At 72.5% G+C, this 26,956-nt stretch carries 19 protein-coding genes; 7 read left to right on the forward strand and 12 right to left on the reverse strand.

All coding sequences use genetic code 11. From position 1 onward, the window contains the following. Nucleotides 1-2: 2 nt before the first annotated feature. From AB5J49_RS42320 to AB5J49_RS42330, 3 genes are all read right to left on the reverse strand, one after another. Nucleotides 3-4,946 carry an amino acid adenylation domain-containing protein gene (locus tag AB5J49_RS42320; RefSeq protein ID WP_369174182.1) on the reverse strand — a complete coding sequence of 1,648 codons (4,944 nt, stop codon included), beginning with the start codon at nt 4,944-4,946 and terminating at the stop codon, nt 3-5. A gap of 454 nt (nt 4,947-5,400) precedes the next feature. Beyond that, nucleotides 5,401-7,326 carry a CocE/NonD family hydrolase gene (locus AB5J49_RS42325; RefSeq protein WP_369174183.1) on the reverse strand — a complete coding sequence of 642 codons (1,926 nt, stop codon included), beginning with the start codon at nt 7,324-7,326 and terminating at the stop codon, nt 5,401-5,403. 79 nt (nt 7,327-7,405) lie between these two features. After that, nucleotides 7,406-7,816 (reverse strand): MmcQ/YjbR family DNA-binding protein, encoded by a 411-nt coding sequence (locus tag AB5J49_RS42330; protein ID WP_369174184.1) that lies wholly within the window; start codon nt 7,814-7,816, stop codon nt 7,406-7,408. A gap of 133 nt (nt 7,817-7,949) precedes the next feature. Between AB5J49_RS42330 and AB5J49_RS42335 the strand changes: the two genes are divergently transcribed. Beyond that, a complete protein-coding gene (locus AB5J49_RS42335) occupies nt 7,950-8,348 on the forward strand; it encodes a VOC family protein (RefSeq protein WP_369174185.1) in 399 nt (132 codons plus the stop codon). A gap of 73 nt (nt 8,349-8,421) precedes the next feature. Here AB5J49_RS42335 and AB5J49_RS42340 read toward each other — a convergent pair whose 3' ends face one another. Genes AB5J49_RS42340 through AB5J49_RS42350 form a run of 3 tightly spaced genes read right to left on the reverse strand, consistent with a single transcriptional unit; the run spans nt 8,422 to nt 11,319 of the window. Then, a complete protein-coding gene (locus AB5J49_RS42340; RefSeq protein ID WP_369174186.1) occupies nt 8,422-10,224 on the reverse strand; it encodes a PA domain-containing protein in 1,803 nt (600 codons plus the stop codon). Nucleotides 10,225-10,272: 48 nt separating this feature from the next. Then, on the reverse strand, nt 10,273-10,680 hold the full coding sequence (locus AB5J49_RS42345) for a nuclear transport factor 2 family protein (RefSeq protein ID WP_369174187.1): 408 nt from the start codon (nt 10,678-10,680) through the stop codon (nt 10,273-10,275). 33 nt (nt 10,681-10,713) lie between these two features. Next, on the reverse strand, nt 10,714-11,319 hold the full coding sequence (locus AB5J49_RS42350; protein ID WP_369174188.1) for a LuxR C-terminal-related transcriptional regulator: 606 nt from the start codon (nt 11,317-11,319) through the stop codon (nt 10,714-10,716). Nucleotides 11,320-11,698: 379 nt separating this feature from the next. Here AB5J49_RS42350 and AB5J49_RS42355 point away from each other — a divergent pair, with 379 nt between their 5' ends. From AB5J49_RS42355 to AB5J49_RS42365, 3 genes are read left to right on the forward strand one after another with little or no spacing between them, the layout of a single operon-like run. Then, nucleotides 11,699-12,985, forward strand: coding sequence for a cation:proton antiporter (locus AB5J49_RS42355; protein ID WP_369174189.1), 1,287 nt, complete (start codon nt 11,699-11,701; stop codon nt 12,983-12,985). After that, entirely contained in the window at nt 12,982-13,173 is a 192-nt protein-coding gene (locus tag AB5J49_RS42360; RefSeq protein WP_369174190.1) for an MbtH family protein, read from the forward strand. The genes AB5J49_RS42355 and AB5J49_RS42360 overlap by 4 nt, the downstream gene beginning before the upstream one ends. A gap of 25 nt (nt 13,174-13,198) precedes the next feature. Then, complete coding sequence (locus tag AB5J49_RS42365) at nt 13,199-16,519, forward strand: amino acid adenylation domain-containing protein (protein ID WP_369174191.1); 3,321 nt, start codon at nt 13,199-13,201, stop codon at nt 16,517-16,519. 101 nt (nt 16,520-16,620) lie between these two features. Here AB5J49_RS42365 and AB5J49_RS42370 read toward each other — a convergent pair whose 3' ends face one another. Both AB5J49_RS42370 and AB5J49_RS42375 read right to left on the reverse strand, forming a co-directional pair. Then, nucleotides 16,621-17,487: a ParB N-terminal domain-containing protein gene (locus tag AB5J49_RS42370; RefSeq protein ID WP_369174192.1), complete on the reverse strand. Its 867-nt coding sequence runs from the start codon at nt 17,485-17,487 to the stop codon at nt 16,621-16,623. Between the two features lie 274 nt (nt 17,488-17,761). Then, nucleotides 17,762-18,532, reverse strand: coding sequence for a leucyl/phenylalanyl-tRNA--protein transferase (locus AB5J49_RS42375; protein ID WP_369174193.1), 771 nt, complete (start codon nt 18,530-18,532; stop codon nt 17,762-17,764). A gap of 83 nt (nt 18,533-18,615) precedes the next feature. On the opposite strand from AB5J49_RS42375, the gene AB5J49_RS42380 reads away from it, so the two are divergent. The 3 genes from AB5J49_RS42380 to AB5J49_RS42390 are packed head-to-tail and all read left to right on the forward strand — an operon-like array spanning nt 18,616 to nt 21,663. Beyond that, the gene (locus AB5J49_RS42380) at nt 18,616-19,407 is read left to right on the forward strand and encodes a thioesterase II family protein (RefSeq protein ID WP_369174194.1); all 792 of its coding nucleotides are present in this window, start codon (nt 18,616-18,618) and stop codon (nt 19,405-19,407) included. Between the two features lie 16 nt (nt 19,408-19,423). After that, nucleotides 19,424-20,434, forward strand: a complete 1,011-nt coding sequence (locus tag AB5J49_RS42385) for a fatty acid desaturase (RefSeq protein WP_369174195.1) — start codon at nt 19,424-19,426, stop codon at nt 20,432-20,434. Beyond that, the gene (locus tag AB5J49_RS42390; protein WP_369174196.1) at nt 20,431-21,663 is read left to right on the forward strand and encodes an acetyl-CoA carboxylase biotin carboxylase subunit family protein; all 1,233 of its coding nucleotides are present in this window, start codon (nt 20,431-20,433) and stop codon (nt 21,661-21,663) included. The genes AB5J49_RS42385 and AB5J49_RS42390 overlap by 4 nt, the downstream gene beginning before the upstream one ends. On the opposite strand, the gene AB5J49_RS42395 is transcribed toward AB5J49_RS42390, so the two are convergent. The 4 genes from AB5J49_RS42395 to AB5J49_RS42410 all read right to left on the reverse strand — a co-directional run bounded on the left by AB5J49_RS42395 (nt 21,650) and on the right by AB5J49_RS42410 (nt 26,950). Next, entirely contained in the window at nt 21,650-21,793 is a 144-nt protein-coding gene (locus AB5J49_RS42395; RefSeq protein ID WP_369174197.1) for a hypothetical protein, read from the reverse strand. The genes AB5J49_RS42390 and AB5J49_RS42395 overlap by 14 nt on opposite strands. Before the next feature lie 40 nt (nt 21,794-21,833). Continuing rightward, the gene (locus AB5J49_RS42400; RefSeq protein ID WP_369174198.1) at nt 21,834-23,669 is read right to left on the reverse strand and encodes a carbamoyltransferase; all 1,836 of its coding nucleotides are present in this window, start codon (nt 23,667-23,669) and stop codon (nt 21,834-21,836) included. Continuing rightward, on the reverse strand, nt 23,662-25,809 hold the full coding sequence (locus tag AB5J49_RS42405; RefSeq protein WP_369174199.1) for an iron-containing redox enzyme family protein: 2,148 nt from the start codon (nt 25,807-25,809) through the stop codon (nt 23,662-23,664). The genes AB5J49_RS42400 and AB5J49_RS42405 overlap by 8 nt, the downstream gene beginning before the upstream one ends. A 106-nt stretch (nt 25,810-25,915) precedes the next feature. After that, entirely contained in the window at nt 25,916-26,950 is a 1,035-nt protein-coding gene (locus AB5J49_RS42410; RefSeq protein ID WP_369174200.1) for an Inducer of phenazine A, read from the reverse strand. Between the last annotated feature and the right edge of the window lie 6 nt (nt 26,951-26,956).

Raw genomic sequence — 26,956 nt, forward strand, 5'->3', positions numbered from 1 at the left:
ACTCATCCCTCCTGGTCGCCGCGGTGCGCGGCGGGTTCGTCGGACAGCGCGGCCAACTCGGCGACCAGCGCCTTCTCCACGTGCTCAGCCACACCCGCGATCGTCGGGTCGCTGAAGAGCTGCCGTACGGTGACCGCCACACCGAAGCGGGTCTTGACCCGGTGCAGCATCTGCAGGGCCGACAGCGAACTGCCGCCCGCTTCGAAGAAGTTCTGCCGCCGGCCGACCTGTTCGACGTCCAGCAGCTCACACCACACCTCGGCGAGCTGCGACTCGATCAGCGAGGTCGCCTCCGAGACGCCGGCGCGGGCCGCGCGGTCCTCGGCGGTCGGCGCGGGCAGCGCCTGCCGGTCGACCTTCCCGGACGGGGTGAGCGGCAGCGCGGCCAGCTTCACGTACGCCGTCGGCAGGAGGTACCGCGACAGATAGCCCGCCGCGTGCTCCGCCACGTCGGGCACGTCGGCTTCCGGCCCCACCAGATAGGCGACGATCTCCTTGCCGCCGGCCCTGTCCTCACGGATGCGCACGGCCGCCTGTTCGACCGCCGGGTGGGTGCGCAGCACCTCCTCGATCTCGCCCGGCTCCACCCGCACACCCCCCACCTTGGCCTGGCCGTCGGCCCGTCCGGCGTAGTGCAGCAGACCGTCGTCGTCGCGGACGACCAGGTCGCCGGTGCGGTACAGGCGCTCGCCGGGCGTCACCGGCCAGGGGTGCGGGACGAACCGCTCCGCGGTCAGGCCGGGCCTGCCGAGGTAGCCGCGCGCCAGACCGTCCACGCCCGCGACGTGCAGCTCGCCGACCACGCCCGGGGGCACCGGCCGCATGGCCTCGTCGAGCACGAACAGCCGGTAGCCGTTGACGGCCCGGCCCATCGGGACACCGTCGCCGTCCGGCCGCTCCGGCCCGCTCCACAGCGCGACCTCCGACGTCTCCGTCTGGCCGTACGCGTTGTCCAGCGGGACGTCGAAGTGGGCGCCGAAGCGGCGCAGCAGCGCGGCGGGCACGGCCTCGCCGGACGTCTGCAGACGGTCGAGAGAGGGGTACTTGGTCGCGGAGACCGTGGCCAGGTACATGTCCAGCATCGACGGCACGAAGTGCGCGAGGACGGTGTCCGGCGCGGCCAGCAGCCCGGCCAGATACGGTACGTCGGTCTCGGTGCCGGCCTCGGCCACCAGGATTGTCGCACCGGCCCCGAGCGTCGCGAAGATCTCCCAGATCGCCACGTCGAAGATCAGCGGCGTCTTGTGCACCACCCGGCGGCCCGGCCCGAGCGCGTAGTGCCGGGCAATCCACTCCACCCGCGACGCCGCGCAGCCGTGATCGATGATCACGCCCTTGGGCCGGCCCGTCGACCCGGACGTGTAGTAGACGAACGCCGTGTTACGGGGATGGACCTCGGGCTCCGCTCCGTCCGCCCGCGCGGTCGTGGCCGGATCGATCACCGGCACGCCCTCCAGCCCGGCCGGCACCCGGGAGGCGACGACTGAGGCCATCGCGCAGTCCGCGGCGATCCACCGCAGCCGCTCGGCGGGGTACCCGGCGTCCAGCGGCACGAACCCGGCCCCCGCGCGCAGCACACCGAGCACGGCGGCGACCGAGTCGACGGAGCGGTCCACGCAGATGCCGACCAGCGACTCCGGACCGGTGCCGGCGGCTCCCAGAGCGGCCGCGACCGCCCGGGACCTGGCGTCCAGTTCGGCGTAGCTGACGGCGCGGTCGCCGGCCCGCACGGCCACGGCGGACGGGTCGCGGGCCAGCTGCGCGCGGAACCCGTCGTGCAGCAGGGTCGCGGCGGCGCCGCGCTCCTCGTGGTCGGCGTTGATCGCGGTGAGCTGCGCGGTGGCGGCGGCGGACGGCAGCAGCGGCAGTTCGGCCAGCCGCGTCGACGGCTGAGCGAGCGCCGACTCCAGCAGCGTCACCAGGGCGTCCTGCCAGTGGTTGGCGGACGGCCGGTCGAAGCGGCGGGTCGCGTACTCGACCTCGCCGGTGACGCCCTCGCCGTCCAGCCGCAGGGTGCAGGTCAGCGCCATCTTGGCGGTGCCCGAGTGGATGAGTTGCTCGGTGATGTCCAGGCCGCTGATCGCGCCGCCGTCGTCCACCGGGGTGGACTGGAGGACGAACATGGTCTGGAAAACCGGGTTCTCGGCGCCGTCCCCACCCTGGGCGATGCCGTCGGTCATCTCCGAGAACGGCAGCTCCTGCCGCGACAGCGCCTCGGCGAGCGCGGTGTCGGTGCGCTCCACCAGGTCCCGGAAGCTCATCCCGGGTGTGAAGCCCATGCGGACGGGCACGGTGTTCACCAGGTACCCGATCAGGTCCTCGATGCCGGCCCGGCCCCGGCCGGCCATCGGCACGCCGACCACGATGTCGTCGGCGCCGCCGGTCATCCGGTGCAGCGTGGCGAAGAAGGCCGCGAGCAGCACACCGAACGGGGTTGACCCGCAGGTCCGCGCCACGTCCTCCACCCGGGCCGGACCCGTCCCGCCGAGCCGCAGCGGTATCGAGAACCCGGACTGGCCGGGCGCCCCGGTCGCCCGCCCCGGCTCCACCGCCGGAGCGTCGCCGGACAGCCGCCGCGACCAGTACTGCCGCTGCTCGGTCGCCTCCTCGGACGCCAGCCAACGCTCCTGCCAGGCCACGTAGTCGGCGTACCGGACGGTGGGCTCGGGCAGCCGGCGCCCCTGGTACAGCGCGGCGAACTCGCGCCAGAACACACCGAGCGACCAGGCGTCGAAGGCGCTGTGGTGGATGTTGAGCAGCCACAGGTGGTGCTCGTCGTCGACGCGGTAGCACGAGGAGCGCAGCAGCGGTCCGGCGGACAGGTCGAACGGCCGGGCCGCGTCCGCCTCGGCCCGGCGCGCGGCGGCGGCACGGTCGGCCACCTCCGTCACCCGGGTACGGACCGGCGCCGGCGGCAGCAGCCGGGCCCGAACCTGCCCGTCGCGCTCCACCAGCACGGTCCGCAAAGCCTCATGACGAGTTGTCAGATCGGTGAGCGCGGCGTCCATGCGGCCCACGTCGAGTGGACCGGAGATCCAGTACCCGAGCGGGACGGAGTAGGAAGCCGCGCCCTGGTGGAGCTTGTCCAGGTACCACAGCGCCGCCTGGCCTCGAGACGCCGGCCGCCACTCGCCGTGCTCGCCGCCGGAGGTGACGGCCCCTGTGCCCGGTGCGTGGCGCCGCCCCTCGCCCACCAGCGCGGCGAGAGCGGCCACGGTCGGCGCCGAGCGCAGCTGGTCGAAGGTGAGCGCCGCCCCGGTGGCCTGGGCGATGCGGCTGAGCAGTTGCAGCCCTCGCAGGGAGTCGCCGCCCGCGGCGAAGAAATCCCCGTCGGCGCCCGGAGCCCGCCCGAGCACGTCGGCGACGAGGGCGGCGACGAGCTGCTCCTCGGCGGTCCCGGGCGCTGGGCTGGGCTCCGCGTCGAAGTCCGCCGGGGGAGCGGGGAGTTCGGCCGGGATCACCTTGCCGCTCAGCGGGGAGCGCGGGATGCGGTCCAGGAGCACCAGGGTTCCCGGCACCATCACGGCCGGAAGCCGGGCCACCAGCTCGGCGCGCAGCGCGGCCTGCGCGCCCGGCGCCGCGTCCGTCTCCACGTACGCGATCAGACGTGCCCCGGCGACCGGGTCGTCGGCCGAGACCACGAAGGCGTCACGGACGCCGGGGCACGCCCGCACCGCGTTCTCCACCTGGCCTGGCTCGATCCGGTACCCGCGGATCTTCACCTGGCGGTCGGAGCGGCCGAGGAACTGGAGGTTCCCGTCGGGCAGGCGCGCGGCCCGGTCACCGGTCCGGTACATGCGGGTGCCGGGCGGTCCGAACGGGTCCGGGCAGAACCGGTCGGCCGTCGCGGCGGGCGCGCCGAGGTAACCCCGGGCCAGGCCGGGGCCGGCGACCCAGACGTCCCCTGGCTCCTCGCCGGTCACCGGCTCCAGGTTCTCGTCGAGCAGGCGTACGCTCACGCCGGGCAGGGGCCGTCCTATGGGCATGACCGACACGCCGTCGGGCAGGTCGTCCGGGTCGGGCCAGTACGTGGTGCAGCTGATCGTGGTCTCGGTGGGCCCGTAGTCGGCGACGAAGCGCACCGAGCGCGAGCCGACGACGGCCGCCCACGCGGCGAACTTGTCCATCCGGATCTTGTCGCCGCCGACGAAGACCGTGCGCAGGGAGGCGGGGAGCGTCACGACGCCGCCTCGCAGATCGTCCGTCCACTGGTGCCAGTACGCGGTCGGCAGACTCATGACCGTCACGCCGCGCTCCGCGATCAGCTCGGTCAGCTCGACACTCGTCGGCCTCGGCGCGTCCGGCAGCACGGCGGTGCCGCCCGCGAGCCAGACCGGCAGTACCTCCTCCAGGGAGGCGTCGATGACCATCGAGGTGAACTGCAGGACACGGTCGGTCGGTCGCAGGTCCAGTTCGGCCCGGATCGCGGTGGCGTGGGCGGCCAGCGCGGAGTGCGGGACGCCGACGGGTTTGGGCCTGCCGGTGGAACCGGAGGTGAACATGCAGTAGGCGAGGTTGTTCGGCCGGATCGCCGGCTCCGCTGGGGCGACGGGCTCCTCGCCGTCGAGGTCGGCCAGCTCCACGACCGGGATGCCGGACCCGGCCGGGACGGAACCGGGCCCGGAGTGCAGCAGCAGCTCCACGCCCGCGTCGGCGAGCATCGAGGCCGCAGGACCGGCGGGCAGCGCGGCGTCGAGCGGGACGTAGACCCCGCCGGCCTTCCACAGGGCGAGCAGCGTCACGAGCCAGCGCTCCGACTGCTCGACGGCCAGCCCGACCCGTACCTCCGGGCGGACCCCACGCGCGGCGAGCAGACCGGCCAGCCGCGTGGCCCGCTCGTCGAGTCGCGCGTAACTCAGCACTCCGTCACGGGACACGACCGCGGGCGCGTCCGGCGTCCGCTCCGCCTGCGCCTCTATCAGCCGGTGTACGCATGGGTGGGTCATGAATCGCCTGCCTCCGTATCCGAAAGGGCGTGGATCGCGCGCGCGGAACGGGGCGGCGCCACCGTGTCCAACTGTGGGAATTGCGCGGTCAGACAATGTCTGGAGCAGTGCTTCAGCAGGCTAGACCCGGACATCGAGGGTGGGGGAATCACCTGCCGCGACGTCGCGGCTGTACGAGCCCGGGGCGGGGACCGCGAGGTGGTCGATCACGGAACGCGAGTGCTGGGCGGGGGAGTCGGGGTGGGCGTACTTCGGCGTACTCCGGCGCTCTCCGGCGCACTCCGTGCGGGTCCGGGCACGCCAGGTCTGGGGTTGGCTCCGGGTAGCCCGGCGTGCCCGGCACACCCGAGCCCGCGCTGTCGGCCTCCGCGCCGCCGCCGTCACCCTCGCTGGTGGAGGGCCGAAGTCCCTACACCTCGGCCCGCTTGGCGCGCTGCCCAGGAAAGCCGTCCCGTCAGGGAGTCGGACGGCTCCGGAGCCGGGCGTCCTGGCGGCCGATGCGGTCGCTCGCCTCGACGCGCGGCGCCTCCGCCCCGGGCCGTGGCAGGCGTGCGTTCCCCACCACGGGCAGGCTCAGCGAACTGCCGCTCAGGTCCAGCCGCACGGTGGCTCCGGTAGTCGCCGGGGTCGTGTACTCCAGGTCGCTCTGCTGCAGGACCAGACCCAGCACGTGCCCGGCCCGGACGATCTGGTCGGTGGCCTGCATCGGCACCTTGATCGTGTACCAGCGGTCCGGCCGCAGCGGCACCCGGAAGCGCAGCGAGACCCGGTGCGCGGCGTCCTGCCAGCCCCGCGTGAGGATGCCCCGGTCGCTGGTCACCACGTCCTGCGCGCTGTCGAGGTAGCACGCGCTGTCGGCCTGCGTGGAGGCGCCCCAGCACGAGCGGGTGTCCAGGGTGCGCAGCCCCTCGGCGGGATAGACCGTGTTGACCCGCGCGGCGGTGCCGTAGTCGACGAGCCGGGCGGTCAGTTCGGTCGTCGGCCGGTCCACCTTCACCCGCAGGGTCACGGACGGGTTGCCGGACAGCCGCATGTCACGGGCCAGCGGCCGGGACAGGAAGACGGCACGGCCGGCGACCGGGCGGTTCGGGTCGGCCGTCGCCGCGTCCTCGGACAGGTCGGGGTCGTCCGTCCACACGCGCCCGCCCCTGCCGGAGCGGGCGCCGAGGGTGCCGGTGGTGCCGTCGCCGTCACCGAGCGGGACCCGTACCTCGCGCGCCCCCGGAGCCGGCCAGGCGGGCCCGTCGACCCAGGTGCCCGGCGAGGTCTCCCTGCTCACCGGCGGTTCCCGGTCGATGCCGTTGCGCAGGCCCTGGAGGTAGAAGTCGAACCACCGGTGCAGCGTGTCCACCCACTCGGCCCGCCGGTAGTCGAACGGGTCGACGTGCCCCGCCTGGGTGAGCCAGAGCTTGCGGGGCACCTTCAGCTCCTGCCACCACAGGGCGAAGTGGTCGGTCATCACGTTGCCGTCGTTGAGCCCGTGCACCAGGAAGACCGAGGCCCGCACCTTCGAGGCGTGAGGGCGCACGTCGCGCTCGGCCCAGTAGGCGTTGTAGTCGCCGGTCGCATCGTCGCTGCCGACGTCGAGCGAGCGCAGGACCCGCGCACAGGCCTCGGCGGGGCGGGAGTTGACCATGTGGAACAGGTACTCGTTGGAGTCCGGCGAGACCACCACGCCGTTGTGCCGCGCGTAGTCGTAGCCGCTGGACGTGGCCGAGATCGGCACGACGGTCTTCAGCCCCTCGACACCGGTGGCCGCCACCCCGTTGGTGACCGTCCCGTCCGCCCCTCGGCCGACCATCCCGACCCGGCCGTTCGTCCAAGCGGTCGCGTCGGCCGGTGACCCGTCGGCGTACGTGGCCTTCGCCCGGCCGTTGAGCCAGTCGATCACGGCCTTCGTGGCGAGCGTGTCCTCGCGCCCGTCGGTGTCCGTGCACCCCGTCGAGCGTCCGGTTCCGGCCATGTCCACGGCGATCACGGCGTACCCGCGCGGCACGAAGTAGTTGTCGTAGAACAGCGGTTGACCGGTGATCGTGCCGTTCGCGTCGTACTCCTTGACCTGCTTCTCCGGGCCGCGGCCACAGCAGGTGTAGTACGGCGACGCCTGCATGATGACCGGGACCCGGACACCGCCGGTCCGGGGCCGCACCACGTCCACGGCCACCTTGTCGGGCACGCCGTCCTCGTCGTTGTCCAGCGGGGTGCTCACCCACACGCTCTCCCGCACCGCTCCCGCGTACGAGTAGAACGGCACCGTGCTCGTCCCCCGGACATAGGGCGCGCGGGGCGTGGCGGTGGCCGGAGCGGCGGCCGCGCCAAGGGCCGCGGCCAGACCCAGCACCGCGAGCGTTACGAGGGAACGCACGAGGATTCGACGCATGATCGGATCCTAGGAACTCCTGGCCGGAAAGGAAGGCCCGCTGTGCCCCGTGAACCGGGGACACGCGGCCCATCGCCGGTCAGGCGAGCGGGGGCAGGCGGGCCGCGAGGAACTTTGGGGCCATCTCCCGGTAGCTGTCGGTGACCAGCTCGGTCAGCTCGGTCCAGTCGGTGCGCTCGTCGAGGACGGCGACGACCACGTTGTGCCCCCAGTCCGCCCGGAAGTACGGGAACTCGTCGGCGGTCAGCCCGAGCAGGTCGTCGACGGGGACCCGGAACGTCATCACGACCGGTGCCTCGTTCGCGCTCGCGTACGGGGCGTAGAGCGGGTAGCGGTCCGTGTCCGGGCTGTAGACGTGGGCGAAGGTGCGGGTGCGGATGCGCCAGCGCATGCCGATCCAGGCCGGTTCCTCGTATGACTCGGGCAGGGCGCGGCAGACGCGACGGAGCCGGTCGAGGATCTCGGGGGGTACGTCTCCAGGGCTGGACATGGGCCGACCCTAGCCGCCGGCCGCGCCCCCGTCCCGGACATCGCGCGGGCCGTGCCCGCCCCGGGGGTTCCCCAGAATGTGGGGCATCGCGACGACTGCTGTTCGCGGAAAACGGAAGTCACAATGATTCCGCTTGGCCATCATTCCATCGGAAAGGAAGTGGCTCGTGGAGTTCAGGCGCCGGACAATCGTTTTCGAGACAGCGGATCTTGACGCGGAAAGCGCTTTTTGGGCGGGGCTGCTCGACGGCACGGTCGACGCGAAGGACACCTGGCACAACATTTGGGTCGACGGTGACTGGCATCTGGCCGTTCAGTTCGCACCAGGTCACGTGCCGCCGGTGTGGCCGGATGACGGCTCCTCGCAGCAGGTCCATCTCGACTTCTATCTCGACGATCTCGAAGGCGCGCACGCCAAGGTGCTCGAACTGGGCGGAAAGCTGGTGAAGTCGGCCGACGACCCCGACGCCCGCACCGGGTTCCGGGTCTACACCGATCCGGCCGGCCACCCCTTCTGCCTCGCCTGGCCGTAGACCCGCCCCACCTCCGAGCCACGCACACGAGGGTGGTGTGCCCCGACCGGGACGCGCCACCCTCGTCCCGTTCTCACACCTCGAAGACGTAGAGCCCGTAGTTCCGGTCGGTGACCAGGACGTGGTTCTTCCCGCCGATCCTGTGGACCACGACGCCCAGGAAGTCGACGCCGGGCTCACAGTAGGCGCCGACCTCACGCAGGCCGTCGTCGCCGTAGCTCAGCACGCGCAGCCCGCCGGAGTAGAAGGTGGCGTATACCAGGGGCCGGTCCGGGTCGAGCGCGACGTGGGAGGCCGACAGGTCGCCGAACCCGGTCGCGTACTTCGGGTCCTGCGACTCGGGGATGGCGTACGTGTCGATCTGTTCGAGGGTGCCGGGCCCGCCGGCCGGGATCTCCGTCCTGAACAGCCGCAGGTAGCCCCACCCGTTGAACACAGGCCGCAGGTCGATCGAGCAGATGTCCGGCTCGGCCGGCGTCGCGGTCGAACCGGCGGTCTCCTCGGTCACGTCGGTGACGCCGAGCAGCCGCAGACCGGTCAGACGGTTGACGAAGATCAGCGGGATCGGGCCCTTGGCCGACGTGGGGTACTGGTGGAGCGCGTCCGGCCCCTGGCGGTTGAAGACGATGCCCGCCGAGTAGCCGGCCGCGGCGACCGCGTCCAGCTTCTCCTGGAACGAGCACCCCGGGTTCGACCCGGCGGTCAGCAAGGAGGCGTCCCGCTCCATGAGCGCGATGCCACGGCCGGGCCGGACCGTGCCCGGACAGCCGCTGCCGACGAAGGTCGGGGTGCCCGAGATGCCATGCACGTCGTCGACCGGCGCGGTGTCCGGGCTCCACGCGGCGCTGAACTCCAGGCCGGCGCCCGGCCCCGACGTGATCGTGCCGACCAGGCGCACCGCCTCGTAGTTCTCGTCGGCGCCCACCAGGAAGCGGGTGTCGGGCGAGAGCGCGCAGTGCTCGGCGTTGCCTTCCGGCGCGACCCGCTCCCCGTGCTTGGCGCGCTCCTCGTCGACCTCGGCGTAGAAGGACTGGGCGATCATCGACACGTTGCCCGGCGTCGGGTCGGTCACGTCGAGCAGCACGTACCCGCCGTCCCAGTACGTCGCGCTCATGACGTAACGGCCGCCCTTGCGCCGCACCTCGACGGCGTGGGCGAACACCGAGTCGAGGCCCGGGGGCGACTCCTGCGCCACGCCGAAGGGCGGTACCCGCAGGTCGAGGAGGTTGACCACCCGGGGCTCGCGCGGGTCGGTGATGTCCATGATGCAGATGTCGGTGGTGATCTTCACGGTCACCATGGCGACGTACGTGCGGCCCGTGAGGTCGTTCGTCCACGGGAAGACGTAGTACACCTCGACGGCCTGGTCGAGCGGGGAGCCGTCGACCTCCGTGTACTCGCCGGCGTGGGCGGTCAGCAGCCGCGCCTGCTCCGGGTCGGTGATGTCCCAGATGTTGATGCCCCCGCGCTGGCGCGGCCCGGTCGGGTCCGGGGCGTGGGCCTGGGCGTAGATCTCGTTGCCGTGGACGAACAACACGCCGCTGAAGTGCTCGTTGTCCATCTCGATGACGCCGGGGCCCTCGCCGACGTAGTTGCCCCGCGTCGTCTCCATGAACGCGCCCGGGACCTCGGAGGGCGCCTGCGGGTCGGCGATGTCGATGACGTAGGCGCCGGTCCGCTCGCACGTCGGCTCACGGTAGGCCGTCAGGAAGGCGTGGTCCCCGTGCGCGGCGAGGTCGCAGATGTGCCGCTCCAGGCCTGCCCCCGACGGGTTGGTGACCCCGGTCCTGCCCACGAGCCGCACCCCGTACGTGACGGGCGGCAGGTGGCCTCTGTCCGGCGGGTGATCACCGGGAGCCGTACCGGTGTCGGTCATGAATACCTCCTGAGTGGGCCTGCCGTCGAGAACGCGCGGGATGAAACGTCACTTCTGCTCGGCGAAGGGGGTCATCTGGAAGCTGATGAACCGCCAGTCGTCACCGTCGCGGCGGTGCAGGATCTGAGTGGCGACGCCCGCGAGTGTGCGTGCGCCGCCGTCCGGTGTGCGCAGCCGGTTGGTCAGCGGTCCGGTCATGACCGCCACGTCACCGACCAGCCGGACGAGCAGCTCGCCCCGGCTGATGCCGAGGTAGGGGCGCCGGTCGGCGGTGTGTGCGAGGAGTTGCGCCTTGGTGTGCGTGATGCCGTGCGCGTGCGTGTACACGAGGGTGTCGTCGAAGATCTCGTCCAGGGTGGCCAGGTCGGCGTCGACGAGAGCATGCTGCCTGCGGTGCTCGACGGCGTGCAGGGCGGCGAGGGTGGGGGGATCGGGCGTGTGGATGTGGGCGTGCACGCTGCCTCCGGGGCGATCGGTGTCGGTCGGTGGTCAGGCGACCGGCCTTGCCAGCTGGCTGAGCAGCGCGACGCGGGTGAGCTCGGCCTTGTTGCCGACGCCGAGCTTGGCGCGGATGCGTTTGACGTACGTGTCGACGGTGTGCGGGCTGATGCCGAGCCTGGTCGCGATCTGGCCGTGGGTCAGGCCCCGGGAGATCTGGCTGAGCACCTGCTCCTCGCGTGCCGAGAGGTTCAGCGTGAGCGGGTCGTGGCGCTCGGTCGGACAGTTCGCGGTGTGTCCCTCGGGCAGCACCTGGTCGCCCGCGGTCACCGTGCGCAGGGCCGCCACCAGGCTCTCGCCCGACTGGTGTTTGTGGATCATGCCGATGGCTCCCGCCCGCAGGTACTCCTCCGCCGGCAGCGACCAGCTGTTGAGGAGGACGAGGACCGCCGTCGTGCGGGCGGCTTCGGCGATGTCGTCCAGTCCGTCGGACGCTTCGAGGGCGTCCTCGTCGATCAGGGCCGCGTCGGCGAGCCAGGAGATCTGTTCGGTCGAGGACTTGCGGGTGGAGACGATAACGATTCCCTCGGCGGAGAGGATCTGGATGAGGCCGACGAGATAGACCGGGCTGCTGATCAGCGCATCAACGCGAAGCAAGATTCCCCCGTAGATACCTGGATGGTGTTCTCCATCGTCCAGCCGATGAAGGACGGATCATGGTCCCGCCCAGACCGGCCTCCGGAAGGCCCAACTTATCGAACAAGGTGCCGTGATCGACGGCTGCTTGCGATTATCAGAGCCTTCGCGTCGGTACGCTCGTCGCCCCAATCGGGGACATAGATCCCCCTAGGGTGCCGACCGTAGGATCGCTTGTTCTGATCGGTTCTTCTTCTGGAGCAGACAAAATCCCTGGCCGCAAAAAAAGGGGTCAGGTCCGGGGCGCGGGCGGCATTCTGTCGCCGGTTCACGTGACTGCGCTGCTGCGGGCGTCCTGCCTATTGTCGCTCACGCAATGGCCGAGCGAAGGGACGGACCGGTGGCTGTCGGCACGGTTGCGGAGCTGCTCCTCGCCTTAGTGGTGATCATCGCGGTGGCCAGGGTCCTGGGTTTGCTGTGTCGGCGGTTCGGCCAGCCGCAGGTGATCGGCGAGATCGCCGGCGGCATCCTGCTCGGGCCGACCCTCTTCCACGGGGCGCTGACCCGGACGCTGTTCCCGGCCGAGATCCGCCCGGCGCTCTCGACGCTCGCCCAGGTCGGCGTCTGCGTCTTCATGTTCCTGGTGGGACTGCATCTGGCCGACAGCCCGCTGAGCGGGCGCAGTCGGATCGTGCTCTCGCTGTCCGTCGGCTCCGTCATCGTGCCCTTCGTCCTCGGCAGCCTCTTCGCGATCGGCCTCGTCGGCGACCGGACCGGGCGGGAGGCGGTGCTGTTCTGCCTGTTCGTCGGCACGGCGATGTCGATCACCGCCTTCCCCGTGTTGGCCCGCATCCTGACGGACCGTCAACTCATCGGGACGCCCATCGGCGGCCTGGCACTGGCCGTCGCGGCGGTCGGGGACGTCCTCGCCTGGTCCCTGCTCTCGGTGCTGGTCGCCCTGTCCTACGGCCACGAACCGCCCCTGCGCATGCTGCTCGTCGTGCCGTACGCGGCCCTGCTCGTCGGCGTGGTGCGCCCGGCGCTGGCCCGGCTCGCCCACCGCTGCCCGGCCGGACGCGAGCGCGGGAGAGCGGCCCGCATCGCCACCGCCGTCGGCCTGACCGCGGTACTCGCCGGCGCCCTGTGGCTGTCGTCGGCCGCGACCTCCTGGATGGGGCTGCACCAGATCTTCGGCGCCTTCCTGCTCGGCGCGGTGATGCCCCGCTCGGGCGCCGCCGACCTGCGCGAGCGGGTGCTGCCCTGGGTCGAGCGCGTCGACCGGACCGTGCTCCTGCCACCCTTCTTCGTGGTCGCCGGGTTCGCGGTGGACCTGTCCGGCATGGACGCGAAGGAGCTCGGCCTGCTGCTGGTGATCCTGCTCGTCGCGATCGGCGGCAAGATGGCGGGCACCTACACGGCCGCCCGGCTCGTCCACGTGGCCTCCCGGCACAGCACGGCCCTGGCCCTGCTCGTCAACACCCGCGGCCTGACCGAACTGGTGGTCCTGGCCATCGGCCTCCAGGTCGGCCTGCTCGACCAACGCCTGTACGCCCTCCTGGTCCTGATGGCGCTGATCACCACCTCGATGGCGGGACTGCTGCTGCCCTTCGTCTACCCCCGTGAGCGCGCCGAGCCCCACCACGCGGCCGGAGTGTTCGCCCCCCTGGTGAGAGAGGAGTCGAGATGAACCCCTTCGACGACCCGGAAGGCCGTTTCCTGGTGCTCGTCAACGACGAGGAACAGCACTCCCTGTGGCCGAGCCGTCGGCCCGTGCCGCCCGGCTGGCGGCTCGTCCACGGTGAGGACAGCCGGCAGGCGTGCCTCGACTACGTCACGCGGCACTGGACCGACCTGCGTCCGCTCAGCACTCGTTGACGGTCCGGCCGAGAAGGGGCAGCACGTGATCGCGATCTCCGACTTCCTGGAAGAACTGCGCGCGGCCGGCGTACAACTCTGGCTCCAGGACGGCCGGTTGCGCTACCGGCCGGCCGGCGCGCTCGACGGCGAACACCTCGCAACGCTCCGCGAGCGGCGCGACGAGGTGCTCGCCGCCATGCTCGGCGAGCAGCCCCCGGCCCCGGCCGCCCGGCCCGACGTCGTCCCGCTCTCCGACCACCAGAAGGGGATGTGGTTCCTGGAGCAGATGGGTCTGCTCGGCGCGGCCTACAACCAGACGGCGCTGCACCGCATCACCGGCGACCTGGACGTGACGGCGCTGCGGTCGGCCATCGCCGAGATCGTGCGCCGCCACGAGATCCTGCGGACGGCGTTCCCAGCCCGCGACGGCGTCGGCGTCCAGGTCGTGTACCCGCCCGACGACCCCCGCTTCACGTTCCTCGACGTGTCCGATCTGCCCGAGGCCGAGCAGCGGCGGTGGCTGGAGGAACGCAAGCGGCTCTACGCTGAGCACCGGTTCGACATCTCCGTCGCGCAGAACTTCCGTACCGAGCTGATCCGCCTCTCGCCGACCGAGCACGTCCTGGTCTTCCGCTCGTACCACCTCGTCCTCGACGGGCCCTCGCACGCCAACCTCTACCAGGAACTGCGCGCCCTCTACCGCGCCTACCGCACCGGCACCCCCGCCGAACTGCCCGAACTGCCCCTCCAGTACGCCGACTACGCCCTGTGGCAGCACCGGAGGGACGGCGCCGAGACGCAGCGGCACATGGACTATTGGACGCGGCGCCTGGCCGACGCCCCGCACACCTTCGATCTGCCCACCGACCGGCCCCGCCCGGCCACCGCCGAACTCGACGGCGACACCGTCGAGGTGCCGGTGCCCGCCGACGTGGCCGACGGACTGCGCCGGCTGGCGAGCAAGGAGGGCGCCACCCTCTTCATGGTGCTGCTGGCGGCCTTCCACACCCTGCTGTACCGCTGGAGCGGGCAGAGCGACGTCAGCGTCGGGATGGTCCTCGACGGAAGGGCGCGCCCGGACGTCGAGGCCAACATCGGCCACTTCGTCAACCCCGTCGTGCTCCGGGCCGACCTCGCCGGACGGCCCACCTTCACCGAACTGCTCGGCCGCCTGCGCCCGAGGCTCCTCGAGGCCTACGAACACCGGCACGCACCGTTCGACCGCCTGGTGGCCGAACTCCGGCCGCAGCGCGACCTGTCGGTGCAGCCGCTGTTCCAGGTCCTGTTCACCTACCTGCGGGCCGAACCGTTCGACATGCTCGACGGACTGACCGTCACCCCCCTCGAACCCGACGAGCGCAAGGCCATGTTCGACCTCACCCTCTTCGCCAACGACGAGGAGAGCGGACAGCTGAGCGTCGGTCTCGAGTACCAGACCGCCCTGTTCGAGGGGGCGACCGTGCGGCGGCTGGCCGGCTATCTGGTCACCCTGCTCGGCGCGGTGGCACGCACCCCGGACGTATCGATCGACGACCTGCCGCTGATGTCCGACGCGCAGTGGCACGAGGTCCTCGAAGACTGGAACGGCCCCCTCGCCACGCACGAGGACCTCTGTCTGCACCAGATGGTGGAGCGGCAGGTTGCCGCAGTCCCGGACGCCGTCGCCGCGGTGTTCGCCGACGCGCACCTGACGTACCGTCAACTCGACGAGCGGGCGAACGCGTTGGCCCGCAGGCTGCGGGAGAGTGGTGTGGGCCCCGACGAACGGGTCGGCATCGCGCTGCCCCGCTCGCTCAACATGCTGGTCGCCAACCTGGCCGTGCTCAAGGCCGGCGGCGCCTGCGTCCCCATCGACCCGACCTACCCCGCCGCACGGCGGCGGCTCATCGCCGAGGACGCGACGCTGCGCCTGCTGATCCGCGCGCCCGGCGGCGAGCCTGGCGTGGACGGTGACGCGCCGGTGCTGGAGGTCGGCCCCGAGGCCGAGGCCACCGGCCCCGCGAACCTGGCCGACCCGGCCCACATCGCCTGGGTGCTGTACACCTCCGGGTCCACCGGCCGCCCCAAGGGCGTCGCCATGTCCCACCGGGCCCTGCTCAACCAGGTGCGCTGGCAGCAGCGCCAGGGCCCCGGTGGGCGGGGGCGGACCCTGCAGTGGGCGGCCCTCAGCTTCGACATCTTCTTCCAGGAGATGCTGACCACGCTGGCCGTGGGCGCGACCCTCGTCCTGGTGGAGGAAGAGGTCCGGCACGACTTCGAGCGGCTGCTCGACGTGATCGACACACAGCGCGTCGAGCGGGTCTTCATGCCCTTCGTCGCCCTGCGGGGCATGGCCGAACTGGCCGTGCGCCTGGACCGGTTCCCCCGCTCGCTCAGGGCGGTGCTCACCGCCGGCGAGCAGCTCCAGGCGACGCCGGCGATCCGGGAGTTCTTCAGCCGGCTGCCCGAGTGCACCCTGTTCAACCAGTACGGGCCGATCGAGGTCCACCTGGCCACCTCCCACCGGCTCGGCGACGACCCCGCGCGATGGGCGGCCCTGCCCCCGATCGGCCGGCCCTTCGACAACGTACGGGCGTATGTGCTCGACTCCGACCTGCGGCCGGTGCCGCCCGGGGTGACCGGTGAACTGTTCGTCGGCGGCGCCGCACTCGCCCGCGGCTACCTGGGCCGGCCCGAGCTGACGGCGGAGCGGTTCCTGCCCGACCCGTTCGGCGACGGCGCCCGGATGTACCGCACCGGCGACCAGGTTCGCTGGAACGCCGCCGGGCAGCTGGAGTTCGTCGGCCGGTTCGACGACCAGGTCAAGATCCGTGGATTCCGCGTCGAGGTCGCCGAGATCGAGAGCGTCCTCGCCGGCCACCCCCAGGTGCTGGAGTGTGCCGTCGCCGCCCACCGGTACGGCGCCGGGGACCGCCGCCTGGTCGCGTACGTCGTGCCCGACCCGCACCACCCGCCCGCCGCCGCCGACCTGCGCGCCTTCCTCGCCGACCGGCTGCCTGACTACATGGTCCCGCCGGTCTACCAGACCCTGGAGAAGCTGCCGCACACGCCGAGCGGGAAGCTGAGCCGGGCCCTGCTGCCCCGGCCGGACGACGAGACGGGGTGGGCCGGGACCACCGCATACGAACCCCCCGGCTCCCCGCTGGAGGAGAGGATCGCGGCCATCTGGACCGAGGTGCTCGGCGTGCCGCGGGTCGGTGTGAGGGACAACTTCTTCGAACTGGGCGGCCACTCGCTGCTGGCCGTCGCGATCGTCAACAAGATCGCGGACGCCCTCGGGCGCACGGTCCCGCTGCGCACCCTCTTCGAGGCGCCGACCGTGGCGGGCCTCGCCGCCCGCCTGAACGAACCGGAAGCGGCGTGACCGGCTCGTAGGACCGCGCGCGGCACCCCGCACGGCGGGCCCGTGCACGGCGAAGGGCCGGTGCCCTGGTGGACACCGGCCCCCGCGCGTGTGCCGCGCCCTCAGCCGGACATGCCGCCGGCGGCGGTGTTGCCGTACTCGTTCTCCAGCCCCATCGCCAGCTGGATCCACGCCGCCGCGCAGGACCGCGCCAGCGACCCGAGGTTGAGCCGGGAGTGCGGCGGGATGTGACTGAGCGACAGCGGGATCTCGTCGGGCACCAGCACACGCGGGCCCAGCCAGCGCAACAGCCTCCGGCCCGACTCGGTGTAGCGCAGCGACGGATCGCGCTGGATGGTGTCCAGCAGCGAGCGCAGCTCCTCGGACGGGTCGGCCTCCGGCAGCTTCACCGTCATCTGCGGCTCCGCCCCCCGCTCACCCCGGTCCGGACGGGTCCGCCGGTCCAGCACCGGGTCCTCGCCGGCCCGCAGCCGCGCCCGCACACTGCGCGCCGTCTCCACCGAGATGCCGGCTTCCTGGGCGATGCGGCGCAGCGTCGCCTCCGGGTGCTCCGCGATCAGCTCGGCGGCCGCCTGCCGGCCCGCGGCCCCGTTGATCGGCCGCACCCGGCCGTCCCGGCCGATGCGCGCCTCGACCTGGGGGCTGTCCATCCCGCGGCGCAACGAGCCGACGGTCTTCGCGGCGAGCCCGGAGGTGAACGCGATCGACCGGTCGGACAGCTGCGGATGGCTGCGGATGATCCGCACCGCGGCGGCCCGCCGGTCGGCGAGCGTCAGCGGCATCCCGTGCGAGACGTTCAGCCGGACGGCGAGCAGGAAGGCCTCGTGGTCGTCCCCGTCGAACAACTGTGCGCGGATCTCCTGATCGCCGCGCAGCCGGGCGGCGGTGAGCCGATGCATGCCGTCGATGACGCGCATCGTCGCGCGGTGCACCACGATGGGCGGCAGCACCGCCTCCACGTCCGCCATCGATCTCGCGTGTGCCAGGTCCACCCCCGCGGATCGCGGCGAGTCACCTTCGCGGATGGCGGACAAGGGCAGTTGTACGACAGCGTCATCCCGGTCCGAGAGCGCCGGCGTGCACGGCTGCGCACCGGTGGCGGACCAGGCATCACGTGGGGATCTGGAGGTGTTGACCGGCACTGGCTCAACTCCGTTTCTTGTCACGGCCTCGATGGTCGAACGAAGACACACGGTCTCCGGTCATCCTGGCCACCGGGCCGGACGCGCGGGACTCACTTGTTTAGGGGGCAGCGCCCGCCGCGCCGGACGTACGCAGGAACCCCAGCCGCCGCGCCGGCTGCGCACCGTCGGCCAGCGGCACGCGGCCGCCGTCCCCGGAGAGCTCCGCCAGGAACTGCTGGCGCGGCAGCGGCCGCGCGCCCAGCCGCCGGCTGCGCTCGCTGTCCCACTCGACGTCCAGCATCGTCACGCCCGCGCCGGCGAGCCGGTGCTCCATGTCGAGCAGCGCCACCTTCGAGGCGTTGTCGCGCCGGTGGAAGCAGGTGTCCAGGACGAACACCTCGCCCGTGCCGATGCCGATGGCACCCCCCACCAGCTCCTCGTCCTCCCACACCTCGACACTGTGCGCCCAGCCCTGGTCGTGCAGGACCACCATGCACGCGCACAGCTCGGTGGTCAGCCACTCGGGGGTGCGGTCCCGGCGACACTCGGCGAGCACCCGGGCGAAGTCCTGGTTCGCGGTGGTCGTCCACGTCAGCCGGTTGCGCAACAGCTTCATGAGGCTGCGCGCCTTGGTCAACCCGCCGTACGGGATGACCGGACGCGGGTCGGGCGACCACCAGACCAGCTCGTACGGGTCGGGCAGGGGGGAGTCGAGCACCACGGTGGCCCCGGCGGCGACAGAGTCCTCGTACAGGGCGTGATTCACCTCGACGTGCGCGGGCGTCGCCGCGTGCATCGGGAAGAGGCCGTGCCGGTAACCACCGAGGACGGTGGCCGGGTCGAGGCGCCCGCCGATCGCGACCGGCGCGTCGGCCGGGGCACTATCCATCGCAAGTCCGTCCCAGATACATCCCTCGCAAAGAATCACATGCGGATTCTGGCCTCAGACCCGCGACTGACGGGAGTCTCGCGATGACCACACCCACGACATCGGGCACCACCGGCGCGTCCGCGCGCTGGCTGCGCCGGCCCCGGCCGCGCCAGGACCCGTCCGCGCGTCTGGTCTGTCTGCCGCACGCCGGCGGCACGGCCAGCTCCTACGCCCCCTGGACCGCCCGGCTGCCGACGGGGACCGAGCTGATCGGCGTGCAGTACCCCGGCCGCCACGACCGCCTGGCGGAGCCGCTGATGAAGTCGGTCGTGGAGATCGCCGACGCGGTGGCCCCGGTCCTCGCGCCGTACGCCGACCGGCCGCTGTTCCTGTTCGGGCACAGCATGGGCAGCCTCGTCGCCTACGAGGTCGCGATCCGCCTGGAGGCCGGACCCGGCCCGGACCCGGCCGGCCTGTTCGTCTCCGACCAGTACGCCCCGCACCGCTCCACGCCCCCCGACGAGACGCTCGACGACGCCACCGTCGAGCGCGAGGCCCGTGTGTCCGGGTGGACCGATCCGGCCGTGCTCGACCACCCGGAACTGCGCCAGCTGGTGCTGCCCGCGCTGCTCGCCGACGTACGGGCGTCGATGACCTACCACCGGGCCGACCCGGTGCGGCTGCGCACCCCGATCGCCGCCTACGGAGGGCGCGGCGACTCCGACGACGTGCCCGGTGAGCTGGCCGCCTGGGGGGAGTTGACCTCCGGACGGGCCGTGTGGCGGGCCTTCGAGGGCGATCACTTCTACCTGCGTGCCCGGGAGGCCGAGCTGGTTGCCGACATCGTCGCGCGGATGTCTGACTGGGGAGAGGCCCCAGTTGGACACCGCTGAGTGAGGAGAAGGACGCGTGGCCGATTCTGATGTAGCCGAGCGGTACCGCTTCGCGCCGGACATCGTGGCCGCGGTCCGGGCCGTGTCCAGACCGGACAACTGGCACGGCCCGCTCGAAGCCCTCACGCACTGGGCGTGGATCGCGTTCTGGTGCGCCGCCTCGGTGCTGTCGTGGCAGCACGCCCGCTGGTGGCTGGCGCTGCCCGTGTACCTCGTGGCGGTGTTCTTCATCGGCGGGCGCCAGCGCGGCATCGCCGGGATGCTGCACATGGCGACCCACCGCGTGTTCATGGCTGACCACCGGATCGGCAGCGTCATCGGGGCGGCCCTCGGCGGCTACCCCGTGCTCCAGAGCTTCACCGGCTACCGTGTCTCCCACCTCGGCGAGCACCATGGGCGTCTGGGCGATCCCGACCGCGACCCGGACTACCGGCAGTACCAGGACAACGCGCTGTGCGGGGACGACCTCAACCGCAAGGCGCTGCGCCGGTACCTGTGCAGGATCGTCACTCCCAAGGCGACCGCCTCGTACGTGCTGTACCTGCTGCGGCACCGCATCGTGGCGGCGGGGGAGCGGCCGACCGAACGGGCGCTGCGGGTGGTGCTGCTGGCGGCCGTGCTCGGATGGGCGGTCCTCGGCGGGTGGTGGCCGTGGCTGGTGCTGCTCTGGTTCGTCCCGCTGGTCACCACGCAGGTGTGGATCGGGGCGGTCGCCGAGCTGATGGAGCACTTCCCGCTGATCGAGACCGCGCCCCGCGTCGACATCTACATGTCCTGGAACCGGGTCTACGGCTGGGGCACCCGCTTCCTGCTCGGGGAGATCGACGGCGAGGGCTTCCACCTGGTCCACCACCTGTTCCCGCGCACGCCCATGTGGCGGCTGCGCGAGGTCGACGCGATCCTGCGGCGCGACCCGGTGTACGCGGCGCTGCCGCGGCTCGGCGGGGCCCTCGGGGGGCTCGGGGAGATCTACCGGTCCCTGCCCGCGCGCCGCGAGCACGACGACGCCCCGCGGGCCGCCGCATGAGCGAGCCGGTGATCGTCGTCTACACGTCCGGCGCCGCCTCGCCGCTCGAACTGGCCGCCGACGCCGACGGGTTCGACCTGCTGTTCGCGGTTCCCGTCGGCGCGCTGCCGGACGGTCTGGCCGACCTGCTGGGGGCCGTCGGCGAGGTCGTCGACGTGACCGACGAGACGGCCGGCGTAGCGGCGCTCGCCGCCCGCGGCCCGGCCGGGATCGTCGCCTTCTCCGACCAGGACCTGCCGCTCGCGGCGCGGCTGGCCGCGCGGCTCGGCCTGCGCTACCACACGCAGGACACGGTGGACGCCGCCACCGACAAGCACCTCCAGCGGCAGCGGCTGCGCGAGGCCGGCCTGCGCGTGCCACGCTTCCGGCTGCTGACGGGACCTCAGGAGGCTGTGCGGGCGCTTGCCGAGGTCGGCGCGCCGGCGGTGCTCAAGCCCGTCAGGGGCGCGGCCAGCCGGCAGACGTACCGCCTCGACGGCCCGGACGACGCGCTGCGGCACGCCTCCCACGCGTTCGCCTCCGGCGACGCCGACCGGTTCGTGATCGAGGAGATGCTGGTGGGCTGCCCGTCGGTGGCCGGCCCCGGCCTCGGCGACTACGTGTCGGTCGAAGTGCTGCTGTGGCGGGGCACGGTCGTGTGCCACGTGCTCAACTCACGGTTGCCGCTCCGTGAACCGTTCCGGGAGCAGGGCTTCCTCATGCCCGGGCTGCTGCCCGCGGACGTCGAGGCCGAGGCCCACCGCATCAGCGCGGTGGCCTGCCACGCCCTCGGCATCCAGGACGGATGGGCGGACGTCGAGCTGAAACTGACCGCCGACGGGCCCGCGGTGATCGAGGTGAACGCCCGCCTCGGCGGGTACGTCGCCACCCTGCTGCACCGGTCGTACGGCGTGGAGGCGGTCCGGCTGGCGTTCGAGGTGGCCGTCGGCCGCAGACCCGCGGTGTCCCTGGGGGAGCCGGTCGCGGCCGCCTACTGCTACCAGATCCTGCCGCCGGTCGGGGACCTGCGGCTGGCCTCCTGGGGCGAGATCGCCGGCCTCACCGACCGCCCGGACGTCCTCTCGGTCGTCCTGACGGCGGAGGCCGGCGAGCGGGTCGACTGGCGGCTGGGCAGCCTCGGCACACTCGGCGTGGTGGAGGGCCTGGCCGAGCGGCCCGAGGCCGTCCTCACCGCCGTGCGCGCCATCGAGCGGGCCCTCGCCGAGCAGGTCGTCTTCAGCCCCGCGTGAGGGGCTTGTGCCAGTAGCTCGCCCTGCGCCGCGACCACGAGCGGCGCATCGGGTCGCGCAGGACCCGCAGCACCAGGCCCGCGGGGACGACGAACAGGACGTACACGACGGTGAGCAGGACGTTGCGCATCTCAGGAACCCTTCCGGTCGGGTGGGCGGGCGGAGGCCGGTCAGTCGAGTGGGACCTCGGCGCGCCAGTCCAGGTCCTCGCTCCACTCGGGCTGTTCGGACTTGCGCAGCAGGAACCCGCCCAGCGCGAGCACGTCGATGTCGGTGCGCATGAAGCAGGTGTACGCCTCGTGGGGCGTGTTCACGATCGGTTCGCCGCGCACGTTGAACGACGTGTTCACCACGACGCTGCTGCCCGTCTCCCGCTCGACGGCCGTCAGCAGCCGGTGATAGCCGGGGTTGTCCCGGGGCCCCACGGTCTGTACCCGCGCCGAGTGGTCCACGTGCGTGACGGCCGGGATCACCGAACGGACCACCTTCAGCAGGTCGATGCCGGTCAGACCGGGGTCCGCCTCGGCGGCCAGCCGCGCAGCCTGCGCGACCGGCGCGACGACGAGCATGTACGGGCTCTCCTGCGGCAGATCGAAGAAGTCCTTGGCGTCCTCGGCTCGCACGGACGGCGCGAACGGCCGGAACGACTCCCGGAACTTGATCTTCAGGTTCATCACCGACTGGGTCCGAGGGTCGCGCGCGTCGCCCAGGATCGACCGCGCCCCGAGCGCCCGCGGACCGAACTCCATCCGGCCCTGGAACCAGCCCACGACCATCCCGGCAGCGATCGACCGGGCGACCTCGGCGGTCAGTTCCTCCTCGCCCAGACGGTGGTGGGGGATGCCGGCTGAGGTCAGATAGGCGGCGATCGTGTCGTCGTCGTAGCGGGGCCCGAGCAGAGCCCCGGACATCGCGTCGCGGCCGCCCGCCACATGGGGCCGCCCCGCGCCCCGGTCCACCGCGACCGCGAGCGCCGCGCCGAGCGCCCCGCCGGCGTCACCGGCCGCGGGCTGTACCCACACCTCGTCGAAGAGTGAGCCGGCGACGATCTTCCCGTTCGCCACGCAGTTCAGCGCCACGCCGCCGGCCATGCACAGCCGCGACTCGCCGGTCAACTCTCGCGCCGTCCGCGCGAGCCTGAGCATGACCTCCTCTGTGACCTGCTGCACCGAGGCGGCCAGGTCGAACTCCCGACGCGTCAGCTCGCCCTCGGGTTCGCGGCGCGGACCGCCGAACAGCTTCTCGAACCCGCGGCCGGTCATCACCTGGCCGCTCAGGAACTCGAAGTAGCGCATGTTCAGCCGGAACGACCCGTCCGGCTTGACATCGATGAGCCGCTCACGGATCAGATCGGCGTACCGGGGCTCGCCGTAGGGCGCGAGGCCCATCAGCTTGTACTCCCCGGAGTCCACCTTGAACCCGCAGAAGTACGTGAAGGCCGAGTACAGCAGGCCGAGCGAGTGCGGGAAGCGGATCTCCGCCAGCGGCTCCAGGCGGGTGCCGCGCCCGTGCCACACCGATGTGGTCGCCCACTCGCCGACGCCGTCGATGCACAGCACGGCGGCCGACTCGTAGGGGCCGGCGAGGAACGCCGACGCGGCGTGCGACTCGTGGTGGCGCCGGCACTCGACGGGCGGCACCGGGCCCCGGTCCAGTGCCCGCAGCTCGTGGCGGACCACGTCGTCGGCCCGCCGCTTCGACGACCACCAGCCGGGCAGCGTGTCGCGGAACGAGGCGAGGCCGTACGGGACCGCTCCGAGGTAGGTCGCGAGGACGCGGCGGAACTTGAGCGCCGGGTCCTCGTAGTAGGCGACCGCCGACACGTCGGCCAGGGTGACGCCGGCCTCGTCGAGGCAGTAGGCGACCGCGTTGGCCGGGAAGCCGGGGTCGTGGCGGCGGCGGGTGAAGCGCTCTTCCTGCGCGGCCGCCACGGGCCGCCCGTCGGACACCAGCGCGGCGGCGCTGTCGTGGTAGTAGGCGGAGATACCGAGAACCAGATCAGACATGGGCGGAGGCCTCCACTCGGGCGCGCCGAGCCGCGTTGCGGGCCCGGAATCCGGAGGGCGGGTTCAGCGAGCGGTAACCGGTCCGGATCCGGTCCCACGCGTCGGCGCGAGCGGCCGGCGGCAGCTGCGTCAGATAGCCGTCGACGGCGTCCGCCGCCCACGCGGAGTGCCCGGTCGCGACGTTGTCGATGGTGTTGTGGACGTCCACGAACATGGTGCTGAAACCGTGGTGTGCGAGCGCCTGCCGGGCGCGGCGGTAGCTGCCGCCGACCCCGGACAGTTCCATGGCCAGGTTCAGGCCGAGGATCTCCGGCTCGAACGTGCGCGGGAAGCGGCCGATCGCCAGCCAGTACACCGGCAGTTCGAACGACCGGTCCCGGAAGGCGGGCCAGGCGGCGAACTCGGGCGAGCGGGTCGGCGGCAGGTCGACGCCCATTTCCCGCAAGACCGCGCGGTAGATCAGCGGGTGGTTCAACTCCGTTTCACCATTGCCCAGTTCGTCCCAGTAGGTGGCGAACAGGAAGTGGCCGCGCTCGGCGGCGGCGAGCTGGTAGTCCGTGTGACCGGCCAGCCAGGCGCCGTCGATGAGAGTGAGCGGGGCCAGTTGCAGCGTCGAGTCGATGAGGGCGGCACGGTCCGGCAGGGGAGCGTCCGTGCCCTCCTGGAACTCGCTGTTGTGCAGGTCGTGCTGGTCAAGCAGCCAGGGCCGCAGACCGTCCGCCGGAGGCGCCGCCGGCAGCGACGGGTCCGCCTTGTCCATACCGTGCCGGGAGCGGGCCAGCCACCCCTCGACGTAGCGCAGGGCGTAGCGCCGGGTGGGCGGCGTGAGTGTGCGGCGCAGCAGGCGCGGGTACGCGTCCCGGGGGCCTGCGGGGGCGGTGCCGTCCTCGCCCGGCGCGGCGGGCGACGTACGCAACGCGACGCCGGGGGGTCGGTACGCGGCCGGACGCGGCCGCGCGCGCTCGGCCGGGTCCGCCGGCAGCGCGTCGATCCACCGCCTGATCACGGCCAGGTCCTCGTCGGGGAACACCCGGAACATCCGGCCGTTCTCCGACACCAGTTCGCCGGTGAGGCGGCTCGCCCCGGACCGGCCCGGCCGCACCAGACGGCTGTCGGCGAGCGCGGCCAGGAACGGGGCCGGGTCGGTGCGCGCCTCGGTGAGCCACTCCTTGAGCGGACGCCCGCGCAGCACGAACCGGTCGTGGTACGCCGACGCCTCGCGGGCCCGCGCGCGCATCAACTCGGCCATCTCGAACGCTGGGTCGCGCGCCGCGTCCAGCTCCCGGTACGCCTCCTCGCTCCAGCGGCGCACAGCGACGAACGCCCACGCGAAGCCCCGCTCGACCGCGGCTGCGCCGGCCGGCCCGGTCGCGTCGGTGAACGCGGCCGCGATCTCGCGCGCGTCGTCGACCGCCGGGCTGCGCCCCGGCGCTTGCGCGCGGCCCGGGTCCAACGCGGCCCAGTCCGCCGCCTCCGGGAAGAGGTCCTGGACGCCCGCGAGCGGGGGCGGCAGCCCGGCGGCGCGCAGGCAGAGATCGAGGCCGATGATCTCGCCCCGGTACAGGCCGGGGCGGCGGCTCATCGTCAGCGCGAGAGCCGGCAGGTGGAAGGAGGTGTCCGCGATGCGGCGGTCGCGGGCCAGCGCAGCGGCCGGCCGCGCGTGCACCGCGACCCGGACGTGCCGCATCAGTGCCAGGTGGGCATCGCCCCGGGACGCGCCCGGATGCCCGGCGCCGACATCGGCCGCGAACAGCGCGAGCAGCCGCAGGGTGACGGGCTCCTCGGCGTTGCCGGGCTCGCTCAGCCACTGCAGCCAGGCCCCCGATACCAGGGCCAGCGGCGCGCAGGCGAGCACCGCCCGGCGCACCAGGACGTCCGCGCAACCCTCGCGCCGGGCGTCGGCGAACAGGGCGGTGAACCGGAGTCGTTCGGTGTCGGCCCACGCCGTGACCGCCGCCGGACCGCCGCGCGGCGCGTCGGCGTGCCCGGCGCCCTTTAGTTCCTCGGCGAGCGCGGAGCGCAGGGTGTCGGCCAGCGGGGTGTCCTCCGGCTCGCAGGCCCGCGCGAACACCGTCCGGACCGGCAGGGTCGCGGCCCCGTCGTGCTCCGCCCGGTCAGAACATGGGGTAGATGGAGGCATCGCCCTTCGCCTTCTTCTTGCGACGGCCGAACAGCCTGGCCATCACCGACCGCAGGAAAGCCATGGAGAAGTCACCTCAGTTCGCTTCGGGACGGGGGCCCGGACCTCACGTCAGTCCGAGGCTGTCCGCCAGTACCTGGGCCACGACGTCGTTGCCCTCGTCGGTGTAGTGGCCGCGGTCGACGAACAGCCAGTCCGACGGGTCGACCACCTCGGCGAGCCGTGCGGGCGTGTCGACGAACGGGACGCCCTTGCGCGCACAGGCCTCGCCGAGCGCGGCGGCGTAGGCGGCTCCCGTCTCCCTGCTGCCGACGTCGCCGTAGCGTTCCTCCCACGTCCCGTAGTCGGAGAGCGTGTCGAACTCGTCGAACAGGAGTTTCTCCTGCGGCGCCGGTGTCTCGCGCAGCCAGGTGGCGAGCGGCTGGAGGGCGAAGCTGACCCGGGCGCCTGTCGCGGCGGCCATCACGAGCCAGCTGTCGAGGTTGCGCAGCGTCACGTCGACGGCCGACCGGATCATGCCCGCCGTCGTCGGGCGGCCCGGGGTCGGCGCGACCGACTGCGACGCCGGCCGGGGCCCGGCCCGCCAGCGCTTGGGCTTGGCCGTATCGGCGTAGCGCGCGCGGAGTTCCTGCATCTTCTCGAAGTACTCGTTGCAGAAGAAGAACGGCTCCTGGACACCGACGTCCGCGCCGGTCAGCTGCCCCATGACCAGCGTGTTGAAGCCGCTGATCACGACGATCTCGTCGACCGGCGGCAGCAGGTGCCGGTGCAGCATGAACAGCAGCAGCTCCTGCGTGGAGTTGAGGTACGGGGCGCCGAAGGTGAACCAGGGGTGGCTCGGAGCGTGCTTGGTCCACAGCCGGGAGGCGATGGTCGTCGCGTCGCTCGTGGCGCCGTACCCCAGGGACACCGACCCGCCGACGAGCAGCCGTACCGGTCCGTCGAGCCGTTCGCCGCCGACGGAGCCGGCACCGTCCGGGCCGTGCGAGATCCGGAACCCGAGCCGGTCCGTGTTGATCGCCGCGGACCGGAAGTTCGGCCGGTTGAAATACATCAGATAAGGGAGGTAACGCATCTCCCCGCGGTCCAGGAAATCGAGATAGTCGGACAGCTGAGGCGTCAACAGCTCGGTCTGCCGCACCAAAGG

The organism is Streptomyces sp. R28, from assembly GCF_041052385.1.
Taxonomy (GTDB): Bacteria; Actinomycetota; Actinomycetes; order Streptomycetales; family Streptomycetaceae; genus Streptomyces.